This is a genomic window from Rhizobacter sp., assembly GCF_031412495.1.
GTDB lineage: Bacteria > Pseudomonadota > Gammaproteobacteria > Burkholderiales > Burkholderiaceae_C > Schlegelella_A.
Genome location: NZ_JANODC010000428.1, coordinates 1 through 21,175, shown reverse-complemented (window position 1 = coordinate 21,175; position 21,175 = coordinate 1). Strand labels below are relative to the sequence as shown.

The window sequence follows — 21,175 nt, the reverse complement described above, 5'->3', positions numbered from 1 at the left end:
TGGGTGGCTGTAGGCCAACGCCGTCTCACCGCGTCCGTCCGTCAGCGCCCCATCGCCGGCGCCCGCCGAACGACGAGCTAGCGTCGACGCCTGGGCAGGTTGGCAGGGAGGGCTTCGCCAAGAGCCATGTCGAGCGCCGGAAGCATGAAGTTGAATGACTCCATCGCGGCGGCACCTCGCTGGCCACGCAAGCTCGCGATGCCGTACATCTGCAGGTCCAAGACCAGGTAGCCGAGGCGCCAGGTCGGAAAGCGTGTGGGCTTCGAGGTGGACGCGGAGTTCAGAATCTCCATCGCTGCGTGACGGCTGTCGGTGCGCATCAGCTCCGCGGTCTTGACGACCGCTTCGGCCGGCCCCTCCATCAGCTGCGCGAAATGCGCACCATCGAACACGAGCAAGCCGGTGATGCCGTTGCGTCCGTTGTTGTGCCTGGCCTGTCTCGTAATGGTGACAACGGCGTCGGCAGGAGCGCCCGGGGCCAGCTCGCTGACGAAAAGGAGGGCGTGGTGGTCCAATGGAGAAGGAGGAGGCGCCTGATCGGGCAGGGCCGGATTATCGTTTTCCGCCGCCATGCCTGTCGCCCTCGATCGAGGAACAGCCGGTCGAGCTCGCGACGCGTCTCCAGCACCTGGAGCTGCTGGCGCAGGTCGATCTGGGTGACCACGAACCCGCGCCGCGGCAGGATCTGCACGAGATGCTCGCGCGACAGGCGCTGCAACGCTCCCGGATCGGTGTCGTGCCGATCCCGATCAGCGTGCTGAGGCTCGCCCCCGAGACCACGCTGCGGGGCGCGAGCTGCAGCGTGACGATGAGCTCCTCGAGGCGGCGGTAGGCCTCCTCGCTGAGCGTGGAGGTCTGTCGCAATCGGGGGCAGCGTATGAGGCGCCGCCGCAGCCTCGAAGGATCCCCTGTCCATTTGCAAGCCGGGGAGCGCTTCACCAACTAATCCGCGTGCGGAACGGTCTCGCGCCTTCGGGCAACGCCGCCTGTGGCGGCCGACGGGTGGAGATCTCGTATCGCAACTCGGCGAAGCCGGGGCCGATGCGTTGTGCGGACACCAGTCGCAGAGACGGAGAAAGGATTGTCCGGGGCAGGAGCTGCTTCCCGGCGCCGAGGGTGACCGAGCCCACCTGGACGATCAGTTCGTCCAGGAGACCGGCGTCGTAGAACTGTCCGGCGAGCTCGCCGCCACCCACGACCCAGATGTTCCGGTCGCCGGCGGCGATGCGCATCGACTCGTGAACCGGGCGCACATCGCCGCTCGCGAACCGGATGTCCGCACCGGCCACACCGACGAGACTGCGGCTGGTAAAGACCCAGGTGGGCTGCGCATACGGCCAGGGCGACCCCGTGCCCGAGCCGAAGCGGACGACGTGACGGAGCACCCACTCGTACGTGGCGGAACCCATCGCCAGTGCCCCGACACCCTGAATGAACGCGGGATAGCCGGTGTCGTCGATGTCTCCGAGCGGGAAGAGCCATTCGAGCGAATCGTCAGGCGTCGCAATGAAGCCGTCGAGACTCGTGGCGGTGTAGTACTGGGTTCGCATGTCGACGAAATCTTCATGCTAGCCCCGGATCGGGGATTCGCTATCGGCAGCAGATCGTCGCGCTGGCGGTTCGATGTGACGCGCGAAACCGCCCGAACATGTCGTCTGCACGCTCGACCGCGTCGCGATGCGCCGACGGGGCTGGAAAGCGGCTCAAGGCCTCGTGCAAAGGCACGGGCGGCGCCTGCAGCCGCCTCCCGTAGCCGGCCAGGCGCTCTGCCTCGACCGCCAGCCGTGACGAGCGCTCGCGGACCTCGCGCCGAACGTTGTCGGCTTCTGTGCCGAGGGCGAAGCGGACATGTTCGCGGAGCCGCTCGTGCAGGAATTCGATCTCCTGCACCTCTTCGGCCAGTCGTTGCCGGCCGGACGCGTTCGTGCTTCTTTCGATCTCGGAGCGCAGCAGATCCGCCTGCAGGCCGGCGAACTCGGCGCGGACCGACCCCAGGGCAATCTGCATGGCGACTTCGCTGGCTCGATCCGGATCGATCGTGGCCGCCGTGCTCATCGGGTCGAGAGCGGCCTGGCGGACGATATCGATCGCGATCGACAGGACGCCCATCGTGTCGTGGTCCTGGAAGGCCCCCGGACGATCGCGCTCGCTTCCGGCGCGCTCGAAGAACCTGAAGGTCACGAGCTCCCGCGCGTAGGCCTCGAACTCGAGCAGCCTGGAAGCAATCTGCCCGGCATCCTCGGGCGCCGTCGGGAAAGGACCGCCCGTTCCATCCGCGCGGCGCGCGAACACCCGCTGCGCGGCCATGAAGACCGCTCGAGCATCCGCATGACGCTCCCAGACGAGGGTGCGCAGTTCCGCGGCGGCGCCCGGCAACCAGGGGAGGATCCGGCGGGTCGGGTCGCCGTCCCATCCGAAGTGGTGGTACGCGGCGCTGAAGACGTTGCTCTTCCGGTCGTGCTCGGCACTTCTGACCATCGCGATCGCTTCGCAATGAGCCATCTCGTGAAAGAGGATCATCTCGCGCTGCTTCGAGGCGTCGATGGGCACGCCGCTCGCTGCGGCGATCCCGCCCAGCCAGTTCTGCAGGCTGTCCATGCCCTGCATCGCGATGCGGCAGGACACATGCGGCGTGTGGTCGGCTGCGACCCATTCCATGAAGGGGAAACGGAACTCCGGCCTGGTCGAATCCTTCCCGTCGAGCGACAACCTGGAGATTGCCTTCCTGGCACTCGCGCTGCCGAGACCGAGCAGCAGCCCGGAGGCCTCGGCCCACTGGCGGTCCGCGGGCGAAGGCGCGGGATCTCCGGCCCCCTGCGGCGAACCGCGGTGCGCCCAAACGACCGGGCCCTGCGTGTGCATGGCAGCCGACGATTGCTGCGCGGCAGCCGGAGCAGGTGGAGATGCGACGTTCAGACCGATCACCGGCGCGAGGATGGCCAGTGCGGCCACCACGACACCGGCTCGACCCAGTCGAACGGTGCCGCGCAGGCGAAAAGGTTCATGACTCGGCCGCCGACCCATCCCCATCGCTCATCGTAGGCGGCGGGTCCGATCGACGGGGTGTCTTTCCCGGCGCGATGGATGCGGGAACGGACCTATTCACGTTCGCACTACCCGCGCTCGCGGGATGTGCCGCTTACGAGCGGCCACCTATCCTGAGCCGATGACTTTCACGGTGGTGCGGGCGGTGCGGGAGGCTGCGGCGACGATCCCGCCGGGCCCGAGCGACAAGCTGCATCGAACGGCGCCCCAAGCCATGCCGATGCGGCCCTTGGCCATGGACCTTCCCCGCGCGGAGGAGCTCATTCGCCTCGACTTCGACAGCGCCGACTTCGCGCCGACCACTCCCGGCGGCCTTGCCTAGAGACACACCCGGCCCGGGCACGTCATGGAACCCTGGTGGTACGAAGCGTCACCCTTCCTGTATGCCGTCGGCGGGCTCGGCCTGGTCTGGAGCACCGATTCCGCCCTGGCCTTCACGTCGGGTGCGGTGCTGGTCATGTCCGCCGTTCGGATCCTGGTCCTTCGACGCAGGTACAGGAGAGCCGTCGCGGAACACCGGCGCAAGTACGCACGCCGGCCCTAGTAAGACGGTCGTCAACTCAGAGGCAGGGCTCCATCAGCTGGCGGGCTTCGGCGCGAAGCTGGCTGATCCGGCTGCCGTGCGTATTGAGCCGAAGCGCGACTTCGACCGGCGCGAGCCCCGAAGCCAGCAGCCGTGTGCATTCGATGAGCTGGGGCGAGCCCTTGCGGTCGAGCCGAGCCAGCGCCTGGCGCAGCTGCGCGATGCGCTCGGGGTCGTCGGGGGCGAGGGCCTCGGGCCGGGCTTCACCATCGTCGTCTTCCCTGTCTGCCAGCGAATAGGTGTGATTGGGCCGCTGCGCGAACGACTCGCGGATCCCGTCGAGCATCGCCCAGACGCACTTCCGGCGCAGCCAGTTCTCGGCGTGGCGCCGGTCGCGCGGCCGCTCCGCCTGTACCGCGCGCCCGGCGGCATCCGCCTCGAGCAGCGCCAGCGCCGCGATCTGATGCAGGTCGTCGAGGCCCAGGTCCGGCGGGGTCCGCCGGCGCAGGAAGCGGGCGGCCTGGCGGATCAGCTTGTCGATCGTCGCCGGGTCCAGCTGCGCAGCATCGGCAGCGACCCGCAATCCCTTCGCATCGTCCCTGTTCATTCTGGTCCTGACTCCCTGTTCCGGCACGTTCCAGAGTCTGCCCTCTTCAGAGGCCGTCGGTGCGGCGCCCTAACGTCTCGTCACAAGAAGGTGTACGCCGCGCGGTCGCGCGAGGCCCGCAGCTCGCATGCCTCAGCCGATGCAGGTGCGGTTCTTCCCCGTCCGCTTGGCCTCGTAGAGCGCCTGGTCGGCCCGCTCGAGCGAGTCCTCGATGCGCTCGTCCTTGCGGTAGCCGGTCACGCCGGCCGAGAAGGTGACGAAGACCTGCTTGTCCTTGTGCATGAAGAGCCCGCCGGTGAGCGAACGCTGCAGGCGGGTCAGGACCTGCTCGCCTTCCTCGGCCGGCGTCTCGGGCAGGAGCACGACGAACTCCTCGCCGCCGTAGCGCGCGACGCGGTCGGTGGGCCGCAGCGTCCTGGTCACGACCGCCGCCAGGGACTTCAGCGCTTCGTCGCCGGCGCTGTGGCCCAGCTCGTCGTTCAGACGCTTGAAGTTGTCGATGTCGAGCAGGCCGATCGACAGGCTGCCGCCGCTGCGCTCCAGGCGAGCGCGCTCGATCTCGAAGGCCTGCATCAGGCCGCGCCGGTTCGCGATCTGCGTGAGCTGGTCGGTCGAGACTTCGTCGGACAGCCGCTTCATCTCGTCCTCGAGCTCGCCGACGCGACGGTTCAGGTCGGTCGCCTTGCTGTGCTCCTCGTGCAGCCGGTCCTGCGTCTGCTGCACGAGCGTCTGCACGGCCCGGCTTTCCGCGACCATCTCGCGCACCACGCCGGTCAGGCTCTCGAGCGAATCCGACTCCTCGATGACCGCGGCGTAGCGGCCGACGCTCTCGTGGAAGTTGCCGGTCTTGGAGCCGAGCTCCCCGAGCTCGGCCAGCATCTGCGCCATCAGCGACTTCAGCGCGTCGCGTGCCTTCTCGCGCTCACCGCGCACCTCGCCGTGCCGCTTGCGGGCGTGGTGGAGCATGTCGCTGACGGAGCGGACGCCGCGCGCGGTCAGGCCTTCGTCGATCTTCAGCCGCATCGCCTCGCACTGGCCCTTGACCCAGCTGCCGTCCTCCGCCAGGTCGGCGAGGGATCCGGTCAGCTCGCCGCAGAGCTTGCCGAGCTGGTCGAACAGGTGGTGACGGTGCTGGACCACGCGCTCGATGCGCGGGCCGAGCAGCTTCATCTCGTCGGCAAGCGACGCGCTCGCGCCCTCCGCTGCCATGCGCGAAAGCAGCCGGGACAGCTCGCCCCACAGCTCCTCGTGGGGCGCGTCGTGCCTGGGCAGCGCCTGCTGCAAGGCATGGCCGAGGGTCAGGGCAACGCGGTCCCAGGCCAGGGCAGGCTCGGTGCCGGCGCTGACCGGTGCCGCCCCGGCTCTAGGGACTGCGTCCACCGCCGCCGGCGCCACCGCGGCAGCCGCGGTGGGTGCAGCGGTCGGGGCAAGCGCAGCGACGGCGACCGTGGTCGCCGCCGAATCGCTGTCCCAGCTGTTGACGAGCTGCGACAGGCGCTGCTGCAGGCGCCGGGCGTCGCCGCCGCTGCCGGCGAGGACACGCTGGATGCCCTCCTTGCGCCGGGCCGGCGTCCAGTTATGACCGCCGCGCTCGATGCCGCGGATGATGCGTTCGATCAGGGTGGCGAGGGCATCGTGCGGAAGCTCCGCTTCGCCCGCCTCGTGCCGGTAGGCGCGCTCGTAGTTCTCGGGGGTGGGCTCCTGCCGCAAGGTGGCCAGCCGGCGCAGCGCCGCCTTGGCGAGCTGCGCCGCGGGCACTTCGGCCGGCCTGGCGAGCGGAACGGGACGCGAGCTGTCCATGGCTTAGGCGACCGGCGCGTCAGGGCAGGGGCTTGGCCCGCGGCGAGCGCGCCCGGCCCACACGGGGCGGCTCGACGTCCTCGTGGCCCGTGGCCTGGCCGATCCAGGGCGCCTTCTTCGGCAGCACGGTCTGCTGCAGCCAGAGCTCGATGTCCTCCGGCGGCTGCGGCTTGCTGAACAGGAAGCCTTGCATGATTCCGCAACCCAGGCGGTGCAGCACCTCCATCTGGCGCAGGTTCTCGACGCCTTCGGCGACCACCCGCAGGCCGAGCGACCGCGCCAGCGCAATGATGGCCGTGACGACGGCCGAGCTCTGCGGCGTCATGCCGAGGTCGCGGATGAAGCTGCGGTCGATCTTCAGCTCGCTGATCGGCAGCGTCGTCAGGTAGGCGAGCGACGAGTAGCCGGTCCCGAAGTCGTCGATCGAGATCTCGACCCCGATCTCGTTCAGCCGGTGCAGCGACGGGATCACGTTCTGCAGGTCCTTCATCAGGCCCGTCTCGGTGATCTCGAGCTCGATCATGTGGTGCGGCACCCCGTAGGTGGTGACCGCGTTGTGGATGTACTCGACGAGGTCGGTGCGCTCGAACAGGCGGTTCGGCAGGTTGACGGCGATGGAGTCGGAGAAGCCGAAGTTGTCCTGCCAGATGCGGGCCTGCCGTGCCGCCTCGCGAATCGCCCACTCGCTGAGGGGAATGATCAGCCCGGTCTCCTCGGCCAGCGGGATGAAGTCGCCAGGGGCGATGAGGTGGCCGTGGCGACGCCAGCGCATCAGTGCCTCGGCACCGACCATGCGGGCACCGCGGACGTCGATCTTCGGCTGGTAGTGCAGGACGAGCTCGTTGCGCTCGATCGCCTTGTGCAGGGCGCTCTCGAGCTCGAGCTTCTCGCGCCCCTGACCGGCGAGGTTGGGGCGATACAGGGACGAGGAGTTGCGCCCGGCCGACTTCACCGCGTACATGGCGATGTCGGAATTGCGCATCAGGTCGGCGACGCTGACACCATCGCGCGGGAAGATGGCGATGCCGACGCTCGCGGTGACGAAGCACTCCTGCATGCCGATCGTGATCGGCTTCCTCATGATGTCGAGGATGCGGCCGGCGACGCGCTCGGCGTCCTCCTCGTTGATCACCTCGGGCAGCAGGGCCACGAACTCGTCGCCGCCGAGGCGGCCGACCGCCTCGAGCGTGCGGTGCGAGCGGACCCCGACCGACTCGAGCGAGCTCTCGAGCACCTGGTCGGAGTGACGCACGCACGAGCGCAGGCGCCGCGAGACCTCCATCAGCAATTCGTCGCCGGCGCCGTGGCCGAGCGTGTCGTTGATGACCTTGAACCGGTCGAGATCGATGAGCAGGAGCGCGACCTGGTGGCCGAGGCGGCGGCCATGCTCGAGCGCGCGCTCGGCGCGCCAGATCAGCTGGCGCCGGTTCGGCAGGCCGGTCAGGGTGTCGAAGTTGGCGAGGTGGCGGATCCGGTCCTCGGCCAGGCGGCGGTCGGTCACGTCCTGGACGATGCCGGTGTAGCCGATCAGGTTGCCGTGCTCGTTGAACTCCGGCTCGGCCTCGAGGTGGACGATGCGCTGCCGGCCGTCGACGAGGCGCGCATGGACGTCGGTCGCCAGCACCGTGCTGCGCTCGAGGGCGCCGTGGACCATCTCGAGGAAACCGTTGCGCTCTTCCTCGGCGACCATGCGCAGCAGGCTGCGGAAGGTGGGCTGCTCGCCCGGGCCGAGGCCGAACACGCGCAGGCCCTCGATCGAGAAGACCGGCCCGCCGTGGCCGCGCCGCCAGTCGAAGCTGCCCATGCGGGCGAGGTCCTGGGCGCGGGCGAGGCGCGACTTGCTGCGCTCGAGCTCGACCCGGGTCCGCGATGCGCGCAGGAGGTAGCGCAGCCGCCCGGACAGCAGGCTCCACTGCGTCGACTTGACGAAGAAATCGGTGGCACCCGCCTCGTAGGCGCGGGCGATCGAGGCGTCGTCGTCGAGGCCGGTAAGCATCAGCACCGGCAGCGATTCGTAACCGGGCAGCATGCGCAGCTCGCGGCAGGTCGCGAAGCCGTCGAGGCCGGGCATCACCGCGTCGAGGACGACGATGTCGGGGAGCCAGTCGGCCAGGATGCGGATCGCCAGTTCGCCGCTGGCGGCCTCGGTGACGTCGAAGCCCTGGTCCTTCAGGGCCAGGGACGTGAGCAGGAGGTTGACTTCGTCGTCGTCGACGAGAAGGACCTTGGGCCGATCCGGCAGATCGTCGGCGAACGGCTCGGTTCGCATCGTCATGGTGAGTTGCCCGCCGCGTCTGCCGGGCCCAGAAGGGACTTCACCGCTTGTAACACGGCCTTCAGCTCACGGTCCATCGCGTCCAGCCGGTCGCCCAGGCCGGCAAGGGCTTCGTTGCGGATCGAGGCCTCGATTTCGGCACAAAGTCTCGACAGGTCGAGCGCGCCGATGCTCGCCGACGACGACTTCAGGGTGTGCGCGACGTGGCGGATGCCCTGCAGGTCGTCGCGCGCGCGCGAGTCGGCGAGCTGCTGGGTGAGCCGCCGCGCGGAGGCGTCGAAGGCACGCAGGACACGCGCGAGGAGCCCGCTCTGGCCGCCCGGGTCGAGCTCGCGCAGGCGCTGCAGCGCCTGCTCGTCGAGCTCGACGGCCAAGCTCACGCCCTCCCGCCGGGGGCGGACGGCTGACGGCAAGGGATCGGCACAGGCATGCTCATGGCTCGGACTGGCCGGGGACGGGGCCTCTGCCTATTTTCGGCGCCCGGGCGGCAGACTTGAACCGCGTGCGGCGTGCCCGCCACAGGGATCCCCCGCCCCTCGTTCCCGGGATTGCGGGGCCGGAAGCGTCACTCCAGGGCGCCGGCGCCCTGGAGCGCCCGGAGCTGGGCGCGGTTGATCTCGGCCACGCTCATCAGCAGCTGCTCCGCGGCCTCACGGTACTCGAAGACCGACTCGCCTTCGGCCGCCCGCACCATCGCCAGGTAGGGCTGGTACGGCCCGGTGTTGCCGACGAGCGCCTGGTGGACGCGCTCGGGCACCGGGATCGATCCGAGCAGCTTGGCGAAGCTCTCCTGGAACATCCGATCGAGCAGCGAGAACACGCCGCAGATGAAGACCTCGTTGCGCATCTCCTCGTCGCCGCTGCCGGCGACGAGCTCTTCCATGAGCAGGCCCCGGCGCACGGCCGCGAACATGACAGGGCGCAGGTTGACGTCCTTGCTGGCGGTGGCGAGCAGGAGCGCCAGCCAGCGCTTGAGGCGCTGGTAGCCCAGCAGCATGATGGCGTGCCGGAACGAGTTCACCTCGACACGCAGCCCGAATGCGGGCGAGTTGATGTAGCGCAGGAGCTTGAAGGCGAGCGACGGGTCGCGCTTGAGCGTGTTCTCGAGCCGCTCGAGCGGCTCCTCGTTGTCGACCCGATGGATCAGCTCGACGACGACCTGCAGGTCGGGCTGCGCCGTCGGCTTGCCCGTCCGCGCCGCGGTGGCGTGGATGGCGTCGTCGATCGGCCAGCCGAGAACCGCGTGCGCGCCGCGTGCGAACGCGGCCTCCATGTCCGTCACCGTGCGAACGCCGGACTGGACGTGCGGGATCGAGCGCGTGATGCCGGGCGGTGCCGAAACGGCCTCGCCGATCCGACGCTCGTCGGCGAGATCGATGATCGAGTACTTGAAGCAGGGCAGGACCTCGCGCGGCAGCTCGGCGTTGGGCCGGCCCTTCAGCAGCAGCGTGTTGCCGTTCTCGTGCAGGCGCCGCAGCGCCTCCACGTTGGCCGGATCGGCGGCCATGAAATTCGGCACCTCGACCATCAGGTTGACCGACGGGCTGGCGCGCAGAAGATCGTGCAGCAGGCTCTCGCTGACGACGTTGAGGGACACCGTCCCACCACTCGCCGGCCAGACGTCGCCGACGGCATGCAGGAGCTGGGCAACGTCGAGCGCGGCATCGGGGCGCAACGGGAACACCGTGAGGCGCGTCGCGGCAACGCTCCGGTTGCGATCGATGAACGGGGAGTATCCGAGGGCGACCTGGCCCAGGATCGCTACATCCAGCACTAGACAAGCTCCTGCCATGCCCGCCGCCGGCACGGCGTCTGCCGCCGGGATCAGCCGCCGTTCACGTACTGGAACAGCGACAGACGCTGCACCATCGCGTACGACTTGAGCGCCGCATCGTAGCCGCTTTGCTGCCTCTGAAGCTCGGAGATGGCGTGCACCAAGTCCACATCTTCGGCGTTCGAACGTTCCGTCCGGCTGGCCAGCTTCTGCGCTTCCAGACGTTCGCTCTCGCTGTCGATCCGGTTGAGCACGGCACCCACCGCGGCCCGCGCATCGACCAGCGTGCCGAGCACGGAATCGACGTCGCCGAGGCTGTCGGCATTGGCCTGCACGATCTGCGACGCGGTGCGGCCCGGGGTCGACAGCGCCGCAGCCGCTTCGTCGAGGACGGCGAACACGCTCAGCGTCGGCGTCGACGGGGCGATCCGGAACCCGTCGCCGGCGGCCGGCGTGCCGCTGACGCTGACCGTCATGCCGTCGACGGTGATGGCTTGGCCGGACACATAGGGTGCGGCCGTGACCGCCGTCGGCAGGCCGTCGCGGAGCACGGCATAGGTGGTGACGCCGCCGGCGACGCTGAACTGCAGCGTGTAGTCGGAGCCGGTCAGCAGGCTCGGGTCGGCGACGCGGCCGGCGTCGATGACGGCGTTCAGCACCGTCGGCGCCGCGCTCGTCGCGAACACGCCGTTGCCGGTGGCCGAGGTCAGCCACGCTGCACGGCCGTCGGTGCTGAGCGGCAGCCCGGTCGAGGCCTCGGTGAGTGCCTGGCCGGGCACGGCCGCGTACTGCACGCCGCCCGGCGCATCGATGAAGGGCTTCTGTGCCCCGCCCTGCCCGCCGAAGAGGTGGTTGCCGGTGCCGTCGCCCTGGTTGGCGAGGCCGAGGAGCTGGGCCCGGATGGAGCGCAGCTCGGCGCCGAGCGCACTGCGGTCGGAATCTCCGTAGCTGGCGTTGCCGGCTGCGACGAGCAGCTCGCGGGCACGCTGCATCAGGAGCCCGGCGTCGGCGAGCGTGCTCTCGGTCTGCCGCATGGCGACGCGGCTGGCCTCGACGCCGCGCTGGTTGGCCATGGCGCGTTCGAGCGACGCCGTCGCGCGCTCGGCGCGAGCGGCAGCCGCGGGGTCGTCGCTGGCCCGCTGGATGCGCTTGCCCGTCGTCAGCTGCTCCTGTGTATCGGCGAGCTCGGACTGCCGCCGGTTCAGCGTGTCGATGCCCTTGTCGTAGACGTTGGCGGTGCTGATGCGCATGGTGGCGAGGCCTACCGGCCGATCTGGAGGAGGGTGTCGAAGACGGACTGGGCGACCTGCAGCATCTTGGCCGCAGCCTGGTAGCTCTGCTGGAACTGGATGAGCCGGGCCGCTTCCTCGTCGAGGTTCACGCCCGAGGTGTCGGCGGCGGCCGCCTTGGCATCGGCGGCGATCGCGCCCGACTGCTCGGCGGCATAGCCGGCGCTCTGCACGCGCACGCCGATCGATCCGAGCGCGCTGGCGTAGGCGTCGGTCACGCTCTCGCCGGGCGCGACCACGCCAGGCGCGACCGTACGCTGGCCGACGAAGGGGGCGTCGCGCAGCGCGACGAAGGCGTTGGCGTTGCGGTTGTCGGCGGCGGCATAGGCAGTGCGCGCGACGACGAGCGTGTCACCGCCCTTCGGCACGCCGGCGAGCCGCAGCTCGAATCCGTTCAGGGCGATCGGCTGGCCGGCCACGAACGTGCCCGTGCCGTTGACCGTCGGCAGCGTGCCGGTGGTGTCGACCAGGCTGTAGCTGTAGTTGCCGCTGTCGTCGGTGAAAGCGAAGCTGGCGCTGAGGTTCGGGTTGAGCGTGCTGCTCACGGCGCCCAGCGAAGCGACGCTCGCCGTGCCGGTGTTGGCGACGCCGAGCGTCGCGGCCACCGGCGACGCGGCGGCGATGCCGCTCGGGTCGTCGAGGACGCGGGCGATGCCGCGTGGCGCGTCGGTCACCGGCCGCAAGAGGAAGCGGTCGCGGAGCGACGGCAGCGGCATGGCGACGTCGATGCGGAAGCCGTCGAAGACATCGCCGGCGGCGACCGTCCGGCTGGTGCCGTCGGAAAGACGCGTCAGGCGATAGCTGCCGGCCGGCAGGGACGGATCGGCGAGCAGCTCGTAGTCGCTCGGCTGCAGCTGGTTCGAGTCGACGACGCTGATCGAGACGCTGGACACGCGCACGCCGCTGCCGTCGAGGTAGGAAGCGACCGGCACGCCGCCCGCCATCGCGTTGCCCGACGACGGCGCCACCGATGCGGCGCCGATGGACAGCAGCGGTGCGCCGGCTCCGGCCGGCTGGCCGAGGTCGAGGCCGAGCGCCTGCTGCCGGTTCAGCCCGCCGGCGATCGCCGACGCGAGCCGGCCGAGCAGGCCGCGCGCGTCGCCGAGGTCGTGGTTCTGCACCCGCAGCAGGCCGGCGACCGAGCCGCCGCCGACGAAGCCGTCGGGGAAGGCGCGCGTCGTTCCGCCCTCGGTGATGCCGAGCTGCACCTTGGCCGGATCGAAGGCATCCGGCACCGCCGCGAGTGCCGTGGCGTTGCCGCCGAGGACGAGCTTCTGCGAGCCGCCGAGGAAGACGCCGACCGTCCCGTCGGCCGCAGCGACCGTGGTCACGTGGACGAGCCCGGACAGCTCGCCGATGGCGAGGTCGCGCTGGTCGAGCAGCTCATTGGGCGCGTGGCTCGTGCCCTGGACGCTGGCGATGCGGCGATTGAGGTCGGCGATCCGCGTGGTCAGCGAATTGATCGACCCGACCGAGGTGCGCAGGTCCTGGGCGATGCCGACCTGCAGCGAATCGATCTGCTCCGAGGCGTTGCGAAACCGCGCGGCCAGGTCGCCGACACGCGCCAGCACGACCTGCCGGGCGGCCGCGTCCTGCGGCGCGTTGGCGACGTCGACGAAGGCGTTGAACATTTGCTGCGCGGCGTAGCCGATGCCCGCCTCGCCGGTCTTGAACACCTGCTCGAGGTACCGAAGCTGGGTGCTGCGCGTGCTGTCGGCGGCGGCGAGCGAGGCGGTCGTCGCCGCTTCCCGGGTCAAGAACGCGTCGTGCGATCGCGTCACCGTGGCGACGTCGACGCCCTTGCCGAAGAAGCCGGTGCCGGTCTGCTGGCTGGTCGCGGTCTCGAGCTCGAGCCGCTGCCGCGAGTGGCCGGGCGTGTTGACGTTGGCGATGTTGTTGCCCGTCACCTGCAGCGCGGCGTAGCTCGCGTTCATGGCCCGCGAGCCGATGTTGAGCAGGGTGGAGACGCTCATCTGTGCCCGCCCGGCCGCCCGAAGGGCACTGAGCGCCCCCTCGGGGGGCAGCGATCGAAGAGAGGCGCCATCGGGCTCATGTACATCAGGTCGCCACGCGCTGCATTCGCAGGGTCGTGTTGATCACGCGCGACAGCTTGTCGGCGTAGGCCGGGTCGGTGGCGTAGCCGGCGCGCTGCAGGCCCTGCGCGAAGTCGCGTGCCGAGGCAGCGCTGGCGACCGCCTGCGAGACCTGGGCGACGACGGCGGCGTAGCGCGGGCTTTCCTTCATCAGCCGCGCGTAGTCGCGGAACGACTCGTCGTAGGACGCGTAGGCGCGGAACTTCGCGGTCACCTTGTGCGCTTCGCCGCCGACGTACTCGGTGGTCGTGATCTCGGCGACGGGGCCGGTCCAGCCGGCGCCGGCCTTGATGCCGAACAGGTTGTGCGAGCTGCTGCCGTCGGCATTCCTGATCTCACGCCGGCCCCACCCGGACTCGTGCGCCGCCTGCGCGACCATGAACGCCGCGGGAATGCCGCTCAGGGCCTCGGCGTTGCGCGCCGACCCCTGGTGCGAGCGGACGAAGTCGGCCTGCTTCGGCGCCAGCGGCTCGATGGCACCGGCCGGTGCGTCGGCATGGCCCGGCTCGGCCGGGGCCGGCGCGGCGAAGGCGGCGGCTGCGCCCGGCCCCATCTGCCGTTCGAGCTGGCGGGCGATGGCGTCGGCCAGGCCGCCGGGCAGGCCGGTCAGCTTGGTCGCGTACTGGGTATCGAGCAGCTCGGTGCCGAGCTGGGTGCCGGCGTTGTCGAGCATGCCGGAGCTCACGGTCGCCTCGCGCATGCTCTTCATCAGCTGCTGCATGAAGAGCGCCTCGAACTGCTTGGCGACTTCCTTGATCGCGGCCTTCGGGTCGCGCGCGGCGGCCGAGCGCAAGTCGCCGATGGCCAGCGCGCTGCTTGCGCTCGAAGGGAGGCCGGCGGTCGACGCCGATGCCAGCGGCGCGCTCATCAGATCACCTCCAGCTCGGCGTTCAGGGCCCCGGCCGACTTCATCGCCTGCAGGATCGCGAGCAGGTCCTGCGGCGTCGCGCCGAGCGAATTGAGGGCCTTGACGACGTCGGCCAGCTTCACGCCGGGCGCCATCTGCACCAGCGAGCCGGCCTGCTGGGTGATGGTGATGTCGGCCTTCTCCGTGACCACGGTCCGGCCGCCGCGCGAGAACGGCTCCGGCTGGCTGACCTGCGGCGTGCTGCTGATGGTGACCGAGAGGTTGCCGTGCGCGACCGCGCAGGCGGCGAGCGTCACCGCCTGGTTCATGACGATCGATCCGGTGCGGGCGTTGATCACGACCTTGGCCGATGGCGAGGCCTGGCGGATCTCGAGGTTCTCGATCTCGGCCATGAAGCCGACCCGCGCACCGGCCGAGGCCGGCATGCGGACGCGGACGGCGCGGCCGTCGAGCGCATCGGCGGTACCGCTGCCCATGCGCGCGTTGATCACCCGCACCACCTCGTGCGCCGTGGCGTAGTCGCTGCTGTGCAGGTCGAGCTGGATCGAGTCGCCCTGGCCGATCGGCGTGGCGACGCTGCGCTCGACCGATGCGCCTTCGGGGATACGGCCGGCGCTCAGGTGGTTGATCTGCACCTTCGAGCCGGCCGCCGAGGCACCGGCGCCGCCGACGATGAGGTTGCCCTGGGCCAGGGCGTAGATCTGGCCGTCGGCGCCCTTGAGCGGCGTGGCGATGAGGGTGCCGCCGCGCAGGCTCTTGGCGTTGGCGAGCGAGGAGACGTTGACGTCGATGGTCTGGCCCGGCTGGGCGAAGGCCGGCAGCTGCGCCGTCACCATCACCGTGGCCAGGTTCTTGAGCTGCAGGTTGGTGCCCGGCGGCACGGTGACGCCCATCTGCTGCAGGAGGGCGAGCAGGCTCTGCGTCGCGAACGGCGCCGAGGTCGTCTGGTCGCCGGTGCCGTCGAGGCCGACCACCAGGCCGTAGCCGACCAGCTGGTTGCTGCGCACGCCCTGCACCGCGGCCACTTCCTTGAGGCGGGCCGCGTGCGCCGGTGCCGGCCACCACAGCGCGGCGCTGGCCATGACCGCGGCGAGGACGAGCGCGGCGCGGAGAATTCGTTCGGTCTGGATCATGGCAGGCACGGAGAGGGAGCCTCCGATTCTTGGCAGGCCTAGATGGGCAGAACGTTCAAAAAGAAGCGGCCCAGCCAGCCAATTCCCTGCGCTTCGGCCTGCGCGCCGCGGCCGCGCTGCTCGATGCGGACGTTGGCGATCTGCGCCGAGGCGACGATGTTGCCGTTCTGGATCATGCGTGGGTCGACCTGGCCGGAAAAGCGCAGGACGTCGACGTTGTGGTTGACGCCGATCTGCTTCTCGCCGGCGACGAGGAGATGCCCGTTCGGCAGCACGCCGGTGACGACGGCGGTGATCGTCCCCGAGAAATCGTTGCTGTTTTCCGTCGTGCCGGCGCCGGCGAAGGGGTTGGTGGACGTCGCCGCGGCGCTGGCCCGATTGAAGGAGTTCGGCGAGATCAGCGGCAAGGCGGTGACGCCGGCCGAGAGCTTGCCGCTCTTGTCGATGGAGCTCGTGCTCTTCTGCGTCGCCGAGATCTTCTCGACGATCTGGACCGTGAGCGAATCGCCGACGAGACGGGCCCGGTAGTCCTCGAACAGGGGCCGATACTGGCCGGCCTGGTAGATCGAGCCGTTGCTCGGCCGCGGCTGGACCACGGCGACGGGCTGGGCGTAGATCGGCGTCGCCAGGTCGACCGGCGGACGCGGGTTGAGCTGCTCGCAGCCGCCGAGGCTGGCAAGAACGGCGGCGCAGATCACCGCGCAGGCGACGATGCCGGCGACGCGCCGCAGCTTCGCGGTCGAGTTCATCTTCACAGTTGCGCCAGCTTCTGCAGCATCTGGTCCGAGGTCTGGATCGCCTTCGAATTGAGCTCGTAGGCACGCTGCGTCTGGATCATCTGCACCAGTTCCTCGACGACGTTGACGTTGGAGGTCTCGACGAAGCCCTGCTGCACCGTGCCGAGCCCGGTCTGCCCTGGCGTGCCGGCGTTCGGCGTGCCCGACGCGGCCGTCTCGGCGTACAGGTTTTGCCCCTTCGGCTCGAGGCCAGAGGCGTTGACGAAGCTGGCGACCTGCAGCTGGCCGACCGACTGCGGCAGCGCCTGCCCCGGCAGCACGACGCTCACCGTGCCGTCGTTGCCGATGGTGACGCTCTGCGCCGCCGCGGGGATGGTGATGCCCGGCTGCACGGTGTAGCCGTTGTTGGTGACGAGCTGGCCGGTGGCGCTGACCTGGAACGAGCCGTCCCGGGTGTAGCCGGTGGTGCCGTCCGGCAGCTGCACCTGGAAGAAGCCGTTGCCGCGGATGGCGACGTCGAGCGGGTTGCTGCTCTGCTGCAGGTTGCCCTGGCTGAAATTGCGTGAGGTAGCGACCGCGCGGGTGCCGAGGCCGATCTGCAGGCCGGTCGGCAGCTCGGTCTGCTCGCTGCTCGCCGCGCCGGCCTGGCGCATGTTCTGGTACATGAGGTCCTCGAACACCGCGTGCGAGCGCTTGTAGCCGTTCGTCGACACGTTGGCGAGGTTGTTCGAGATGGTGTCCAGCTGGGTCTGCTGGGCCTCCATGCCGGTCTTCGAGATCCACAGCGATCGCATCATGTCGGGGCTCCGGTGATGCCCGGCATGGTGGGGCGCGGGCCGCGCCGGCAAAGCCGCGAACAGCAGGGTCGATCGGCGCCTTCTCCGCGGTCAGCCGCCGGAAAGCTTCGCCGTCCAGCCTTCCTGCTGCAGCCAGGCGAGGACCCGCTCGCGGTGGTCGCCCTGCAGCTCGAGCACGCCTTCGCGCACGGTGCCGCCGGTGCCGCAGGCCGAGCGCAGGCGCTTGCCGAGCACCTCGAGCGCCGCCGCGTCCAGGGGCAGGCCGCGCACCAGCGTCACGGTCTTGCCGGCGCGACCCTTGCTCTCGCGGCTGACCCGCACGTTGCCGTCGCCGCGCGCCGCCGCGGCGGCCGAGCCGCACGCGCAGGCGGCCTTGGCCCGACGGCAGACCGGGCATGTGCGGCCGCCCTGCTCGGTCGAATAGACCAGTCCTCCGGCATCGTCGCGGCGCGGCATGGCACGATTCTCCTGCGCCGCGGCGGGCCGTGCTCGACAGCGCCGGGGCTGCGCGATATGGTCGCAAGGCGCAGCGATCCATGCAGCAAGGAAGGAAGAGGCGATGAAGAGCAACCCCGTGGGCTGGTTCGAGATCTACGTGCAGGACATGGCCCGCGCCCGGGCCTTCTACGAAGCGGTGTTGGACGGCAAGCTCGAGCGCCTGCCGAGCCCGGAGGGCGAGATGTGGAGCTTCCCGATGCAGCCGACCGCCTCGGGCGCAGGCGGCGCGCTGGTGAAGATGGCAGGCTTCCCGTCCGGAGGCAACAGCACGCTCGTGTACTTCGTCTGCGATGACTGCGCCGTCGAGGAAGGGCGCGTCCAGCGCAGCGGCGGCCGCGTGGAGCGACCCAAGATGTCCATCGGCGAGTACGGCTTCATCTCTCTCGTCGTCGACACCGAGGGAAACATGATCGGCCTGCACTCGATGAAGTGAGGTCCGAAGCGTCCCGCACCCGGGTCGGCCTCGTCTCCGACACGCACAACCTGCTGCGGCCGGAAGCGATCGCCTTCCTGCGCGGCTGCGACCGCATCGTCCATGCGGGCGACATCATGGAAGCGGCCGTCCTCGACGAGCTCGGGCGCCTGGCCCCGCTGACAGCGGTGCGCGGCAACAACGACCGCGGCGACTGGGCCAGGCATCTGCGCGAGGTCGAGATCATCACCGTAGGCGAGCTGAAGCTCTGCGCGATCCACGACCTCTCGCAGCTCGATCTCGATCCGGCCCGGGCCGGCATCGACGTCGTGGTCTCAGGCCATTCGCACAAGCCACTCGTCGAACGCCGCGGCGGCACGCTCTTCGTCAACCCCGGCAGCGCCGGACCGCGCCGCTTCAGCCTGCCGATCGCGGCGGCGGAGCTCGTCATCGAGGGCCGGTTGGTGTCGGCGCGCATCGTCGAGCTCGTCACCCGGGAGAGGACGACATGAATTCATCGGACAAGGCATTCGCAGGCTCGATCCCCCAGCTCTACGAGCAGTTCCTCGTGCCGCTCATCTTCGAACCCTACGCCGTCGACCTCGCCGGGCGAGTCGCCACGCGCCGGCCGTCCCGCGTGCTCGAAGTCGCCGCCGGCACCGGCGTCGTGACGCGGCACCTGGCGAGCTCGCTCGCGACGGACGCGGCCATCGTCGCGACCGACCTGAACCAGCCGATGCTCGACCACGCGGCGAGCCGGGGCACGCCGCGCCCGGTGGAGTGGCGGCAGGCCGACGCGATGCAGCTGCCCTTCGCGGACGCGTCGTTCGACGTCGTCGTCTGCCAGTTCGGGGTGATGTTCTTCCCGGACAAGGCGAGAGCGTTCGCGGAAGCCAGGCGGGTGCTCCGTGCCGGGGGCGCCTTCATCTTCAATGCCTGGGACGCGATCGCCGTCAACGAGTTCGCCGACGTCGTCACGCGCTCGCTCGAGACCTTGTTCCCGGTGGATCCGCCCCGCTTCCTCGCCCGCACGCCGCACGGCTATGCCGACACGGCGAGGATCGCGACCGACCTCGCGCAAGGCGGGTTCATGCGGCCGGCGATGCTCGACACCCTGCCGCTGCCCAGCCGCGCGCCATCGCCGCGCCATCCGGCAGTCGCCTTCTGCCAGGGCACGCCGCTGCGCCACGAGATCGAGACGCGCGAAGGGGCAGGGATCGAGGAAGCCACCGAGATCGCCATGGCCGCCCTCGCCGGCCGCTTCGGGACCGGCGCCATCGAGGGCCTGATGCAGGCGCACGTCGTCGTGGCCGAGAAGTAGGCCGGGACGCCGGCCTGCCCGCCACCACCGCATGCGCCGCACCATGCTGACCTTCATCGCCTTGGCCGTCCTCGTCTACCTGGGCTTGTGCGCGGCCCTGTTCTTCTTCCAGCGCTTGCTGATCTACTTCCCGCAGCCGCGGTCGGCGGCCGCCACGGCGCAGACGATCACGCTGAAGGCCGGCGACCACGACGTGCTCGTCACGACGCGGCCGCACGCCGGCACGCAGGCGCTGGTCTACTTCGGCGGCAACGCCGAGGACGTCTCGCACAACCTGCCCGGGCTGTCGCGCGCGTTCCCGCAGCACGCCATCCACCTGATGCATTACCGCGGCTACGGCGGCAGCGGCGGCGCGCCGTCGGAGGCGGCCCTGTTCGCCGACGCGCTGGCGCTGTTCGACCGCGTCCACGCCGCGCACCCGGACGTGCTCGTCATCGGCCGCAGCCTCGGCAGCGGCGTCGCCATCCACCTGGCCAGCGTTCGCCCGGTCGCACGGCTGGTCCTCGTCACGCCGTACGACAGCCTCGAGGGCATCGCCGCCGGCCGCTTCCCCGTCTTTCCCGTGCGCTGGCTGCTGCGCGACAGGTTCGACTCGCGCAGCTACGCGCCCCGGGTCAGCGCGCCGACGCTGCTCATCGGCGCGGAGCTCGACGAGGTCATCCCGCCGAGCAGCACCCGCCTGCTCGCGACGCGCTTCCGGCCCGGCGTCGCGACCCTGACCGTGCTGCCCGGCACCGGCCACAACACGATCTCGGACCATCCGGATTACCTGCCGCTGCTCCGCGGCGAATCGCGGCCGGCCCGCTAGAAAGGACCCATGACGCTTTCCCGACGCGACACGATCGGCCTCGCCGCCTGGCTTCTGCTCTGCTTCGCGACGGCAGCGATCGGCGGCCTCGCGGCAGCGAACGCGAGCGGCTTCTACCTGTCGCTCTCGCGGCCGTCGTGGGCGCCGCCGGCGTGGCTGTTCGGGCCGGTGTGGACCGTTCTCTACATCGCCATGGGTGTGGCCGCGTGGATGGTCTGGAAGGCGAAGGGCTGGGCCGGCGCGCGCGGCCCGCTCACGCTCTTCGTCGCCCAGCTCGGCGCCAATGCGCTCTGGACCTGGCTCTTCTTCGCCTGGCGGCTCGGCGCTGCCGCATTCGCCGAGGTGCTCGTGCTGTGGCTCCTGGTGGCTGGCACGGCGCTCGGGTTCTGGCGCGTGCGGCGGCTCGCGGCCCTCCTCCTCGTCCCCTACCTGGCCTGGGTCGGCTTCGCCGCCGCGCTCACGCTGTCGGTGTGGCAACGCAACCCGCAGCTGCTCGGCGCCGCGAGCCTGCCCTGAACAGGAGTCCACCTCGGTGACGATCAACCATGCACGCGAGCTGCTGGCTTCCGGCCGGCCGTCCTTCGGCGCCATCGTGACGATGCCGAGCCCACAGGTCATGCGCATCCTCGCCGGCGCCGGCTTCGACGTGCTCGTCATCGACATGGAGCACGGGCCGATCGATCTCGCCACCGCGCACGCGATGATCCTCGCCACCGCCGGAACGGCCGCCGCGCCGATGGTGCGCATCGCCGCCAACATGCCGTGGCTGGCCAAGCCGCTGCTCGACATGGGCGCGCTCGGCATCGCCGTGCCGATGGTGGGCAGCCGGGCCGAGGCGGAGGCGGCAGCGCGGGCGGTTCGCTACCCGCCGCGCGGCGAGCGCATGTGGGGCCCGTTCCACGCGCCCTTCCGCTGGGGCCTTTCCATGCCCGACTACATGCGCGCGGCCGACGACGCCATCCTGTCCATCGTCGCCGTCGAGCACATCGACGCGGTGCGGCGCATCGACGAGATCGTCGAGGCCGAAGGGGTCGACGTCATCGTCATCGGGCCGGGCGACCTCGCGACGAGCATGGGCCTGCTCGGGCAGGTGGACCATCCGGACGTGCAGACTGCCATACGTGCTGCCGAGCAGGTGGTGCTGAAGAGCCGCATCGCGCTCGGCGGCGTGGCGTTCTCCGCCGTGCAAGCGAAC

Annotated in this window: 24 protein-coding genes; 9 read left to right on the top strand and 15 right to left on the bottom strand. The window is 70.4% G+C overall.

The features are described from left to right. Nucleotides 1-77: 77 nt before the first annotated feature. The gene (locus AC30N0_RS15895; protein WP_489518877.1) at nt 78-515 is read right to left on the bottom strand and encodes a BLUF domain-containing protein; all 438 of its coding nucleotides are present in this window, start codon (nt 513-515) and stop codon (nt 78-80) included. Here AC30N0_RS15895 and AC30N0_RS15890 point away from each other — a divergent pair. Next, complete coding sequence (locus AC30N0_RS15890) at nt 515-832, top strand: hypothetical protein (protein ID WP_489518876.1); 318 nt, start codon at nt 515-517, stop codon at nt 830-832. The two genes, AC30N0_RS15895 and AC30N0_RS15890, sit on opposite strands and share 1 nt — an antisense overlap. Nucleotides 833-935: 103 nt before the next feature. On the opposite strand, the gene AC30N0_RS15885 is transcribed toward AC30N0_RS15890, so the two are convergent. Continuing rightward, on the bottom strand, nt 936-1,550 hold the full coding sequence (locus AC30N0_RS15885) for a dihydrofolate reductase family protein (RefSeq protein ID WP_489518875.1): 615 nt from the start codon (nt 1,548-1,550) through the stop codon (nt 936-938). Nucleotides 1,551-1,590: 40 nt separating this feature from the next. Next, complete coding sequence (locus AC30N0_RS15880; protein WP_489518874.1) at nt 1,591-2,658, bottom strand: hypothetical protein; 1,068 nt, start codon at nt 2,656-2,658, stop codon at nt 1,591-1,593. A 508-nt stretch (nt 2,659-3,166) separates the two neighbouring features. Here AC30N0_RS15880 and AC30N0_RS15875 point away from each other — a divergent pair. Together AC30N0_RS15875 and AC30N0_RS15870 are read left to right on the top strand one after the other, a co-directional pair. Then, complete coding sequence (locus tag AC30N0_RS15875) at nt 3,167-3,367, top strand: hypothetical protein (protein ID WP_489518873.1); 201 nt, start codon at nt 3,167-3,169, stop codon at nt 3,365-3,367. A gap of 24 nt (nt 3,368-3,391) precedes the next feature. Beyond that, the gene (locus AC30N0_RS15870) at nt 3,392-3,589 is read left to right on the top strand and encodes a hypothetical protein (RefSeq protein WP_489518872.1); all 198 of its coding nucleotides are present in this window, start codon (nt 3,392-3,394) and stop codon (nt 3,587-3,589) included. A gap of 16 nt (nt 3,590-3,605) precedes the next feature. Here the strand turns inward: AC30N0_RS15870 and AC30N0_RS15865 are convergent, their stop codons facing one another. The 12 genes from AC30N0_RS15865 to AC30N0_RS15810 all read right to left on the bottom strand — a co-directional run bounded on the left by AC30N0_RS15865 (nt 3,606) and on the right by AC30N0_RS15810 (nt 17,397). Beyond that, on the bottom strand, nt 3,606-4,151 hold the full coding sequence (locus tag AC30N0_RS15865) for a hypothetical protein (RefSeq protein ID WP_489518871.1): 546 nt from the start codon (nt 4,149-4,151) through the stop codon (nt 3,606-3,608). Between the two features lie 156 nt (nt 4,152-4,307). After that, nucleotides 4,308-5,975 carry a GGDEF domain-containing protein gene (locus AC30N0_RS15860; protein ID WP_489518870.1) on the bottom strand — a complete coding sequence of 556 codons (1,668 nt, stop codon included), beginning with the start codon at nt 5,973-5,975 and terminating at the stop codon, nt 4,308-4,310. Between the two features lie 19 nt (nt 5,976-5,994). Next, a complete protein-coding gene (locus AC30N0_RS15855; protein WP_489518869.1) occupies nt 5,995-8,250 on the bottom strand; it encodes a putative bifunctional diguanylate cyclase/phosphodiesterase in 2,256 nt (751 codons plus the stop codon). Beyond that, on the bottom strand, nt 8,247-8,630 hold the full coding sequence (locus tag AC30N0_RS15850) for an Hpt domain-containing protein (protein ID WP_489518868.1): 384 nt from the start codon (nt 8,628-8,630) through the stop codon (nt 8,247-8,249). The genes AC30N0_RS15855 and AC30N0_RS15850 overlap by 4 nt, the downstream gene beginning before the upstream one ends. Nucleotides 8,631-8,815: 185 nt before the next feature. After that, a complete protein-coding gene (locus AC30N0_RS15845) occupies nt 8,816-10,024 on the bottom strand; it encodes an EAL and HDOD domain-containing protein (RefSeq protein WP_489518867.1) in 1,209 nt (402 codons plus the stop codon). A gap of 50 nt (nt 10,025-10,074) precedes the next feature. Further along, on the bottom strand, nt 10,075-11,274 hold the full coding sequence (gene flgL / locus AC30N0_RS15840; RefSeq protein ID WP_489518866.1) for a flagellar hook-associated protein FlgL: 1,200 nt from the start codon (nt 11,272-11,274) through the stop codon (nt 10,075-10,077). An 11-nt stretch (nt 11,275-11,285) separates the two neighbouring features. After that, complete coding sequence (gene flgK, locus AC30N0_RS15835) at nt 11,286-13,286, bottom strand: flagellar hook-associated protein FlgK (protein WP_489518865.1); 2,001 nt, start codon at nt 13,284-13,286, stop codon at nt 11,286-11,288. Nucleotides 13,287-13,371: 85 nt separating this feature from the next. Continuing rightward, on the bottom strand, nt 13,372-14,274 hold the full coding sequence (gene flgJ, locus AC30N0_RS15830; protein WP_489518864.1) for a flagellar assembly peptidoglycan hydrolase FlgJ: 903 nt from the start codon (nt 14,272-14,274) through the stop codon (nt 13,372-13,374). Next, entirely contained in the window at nt 14,274-15,407 is a 1,134-nt protein-coding gene (locus tag AC30N0_RS15825; RefSeq protein WP_489518863.1) for a flagellar basal body P-ring protein FlgI, read from the bottom strand. Before AC30N0_RS15825 ends, flgJ begins: the two co-directional genes overlap by 1 nt. A gap of 38 nt (nt 15,408-15,445) precedes the next feature. Further along, the gene (locus AC30N0_RS15820) at nt 15,446-16,156 is read right to left on the bottom strand and encodes a flagellar basal body L-ring protein FlgH (protein ID WP_489518862.1); all 711 of its coding nucleotides are present in this window, start codon (nt 16,154-16,156) and stop codon (nt 15,446-15,448) included. A gap of 2 nt (nt 16,157-16,158) precedes the next feature. Continuing rightward, nucleotides 16,159-16,941, bottom strand: coding sequence for a flagellar basal-body rod protein FlgG (gene flgG / locus AC30N0_RS15815; RefSeq protein ID WP_489518861.1), 783 nt, complete (start codon nt 16,939-16,941; stop codon nt 16,159-16,161). 90 nt (nt 16,942-17,031) lie between these two features. Then, nucleotides 17,032-17,397 carry a translation initiation factor Sui1 gene (locus AC30N0_RS15810; protein WP_489518860.1) on the bottom strand — a complete coding sequence of 122 codons (366 nt, stop codon included), beginning with the start codon at nt 17,395-17,397 and terminating at the stop codon, nt 17,032-17,034. 103 nt (nt 17,398-17,500) lie between these two features. Between AC30N0_RS15810 and AC30N0_RS15805 the strand changes: the two genes are divergently transcribed. The 6 genes from AC30N0_RS15805 to AC30N0_RS15780 all read left to right on the top strand — a co-directional run. Then, a complete protein-coding gene (locus AC30N0_RS15805) occupies nt 17,501-17,872 on the top strand; it encodes a VOC family protein (protein WP_489518859.1) in 372 nt (123 codons plus the stop codon). Continuing rightward, the gene (locus tag AC30N0_RS15800) at nt 17,869-18,363 is read left to right on the top strand and encodes a metallophosphoesterase family protein (protein ID WP_489518858.1); all 495 of its coding nucleotides are present in this window, start codon (nt 17,869-17,871) and stop codon (nt 18,361-18,363) included. The genes AC30N0_RS15805 and AC30N0_RS15800 overlap by 4 nt, the downstream gene beginning before the upstream one ends. Next, nucleotides 18,360-19,172 carry a class I SAM-dependent methyltransferase gene (locus AC30N0_RS15795; RefSeq protein ID WP_489518857.1) on the top strand — a complete coding sequence of 271 codons (813 nt, stop codon included), beginning with the start codon at nt 18,360-18,362 and terminating at the stop codon, nt 19,170-19,172. The genes AC30N0_RS15800 and AC30N0_RS15795 overlap by 4 nt, the downstream gene beginning before the upstream one ends. A gap of 31 nt (nt 19,173-19,203) precedes the next feature. After that, nucleotides 19,204-19,980, top strand: coding sequence for an alpha/beta hydrolase (locus tag AC30N0_RS15790; protein ID WP_489518856.1), 777 nt, complete (start codon nt 19,204-19,206; stop codon nt 19,978-19,980). Nucleotides 19,981-19,989: 9 nt separating this feature from the next. Further along, nucleotides 19,990-20,496, top strand: coding sequence for a TspO/MBR family protein (locus AC30N0_RS15785; RefSeq protein WP_489518855.1), 507 nt, complete (start codon nt 19,990-19,992; stop codon nt 20,494-20,496). 16 nt (nt 20,497-20,512) lie between these two features. After that, the coding region (locus tag AC30N0_RS15780) for an HpcH/HpaI aldolase family protein (protein WP_489518854.1) at nt 20,513-21,175 on the top strand (663 nt) is incomplete at its 3' end.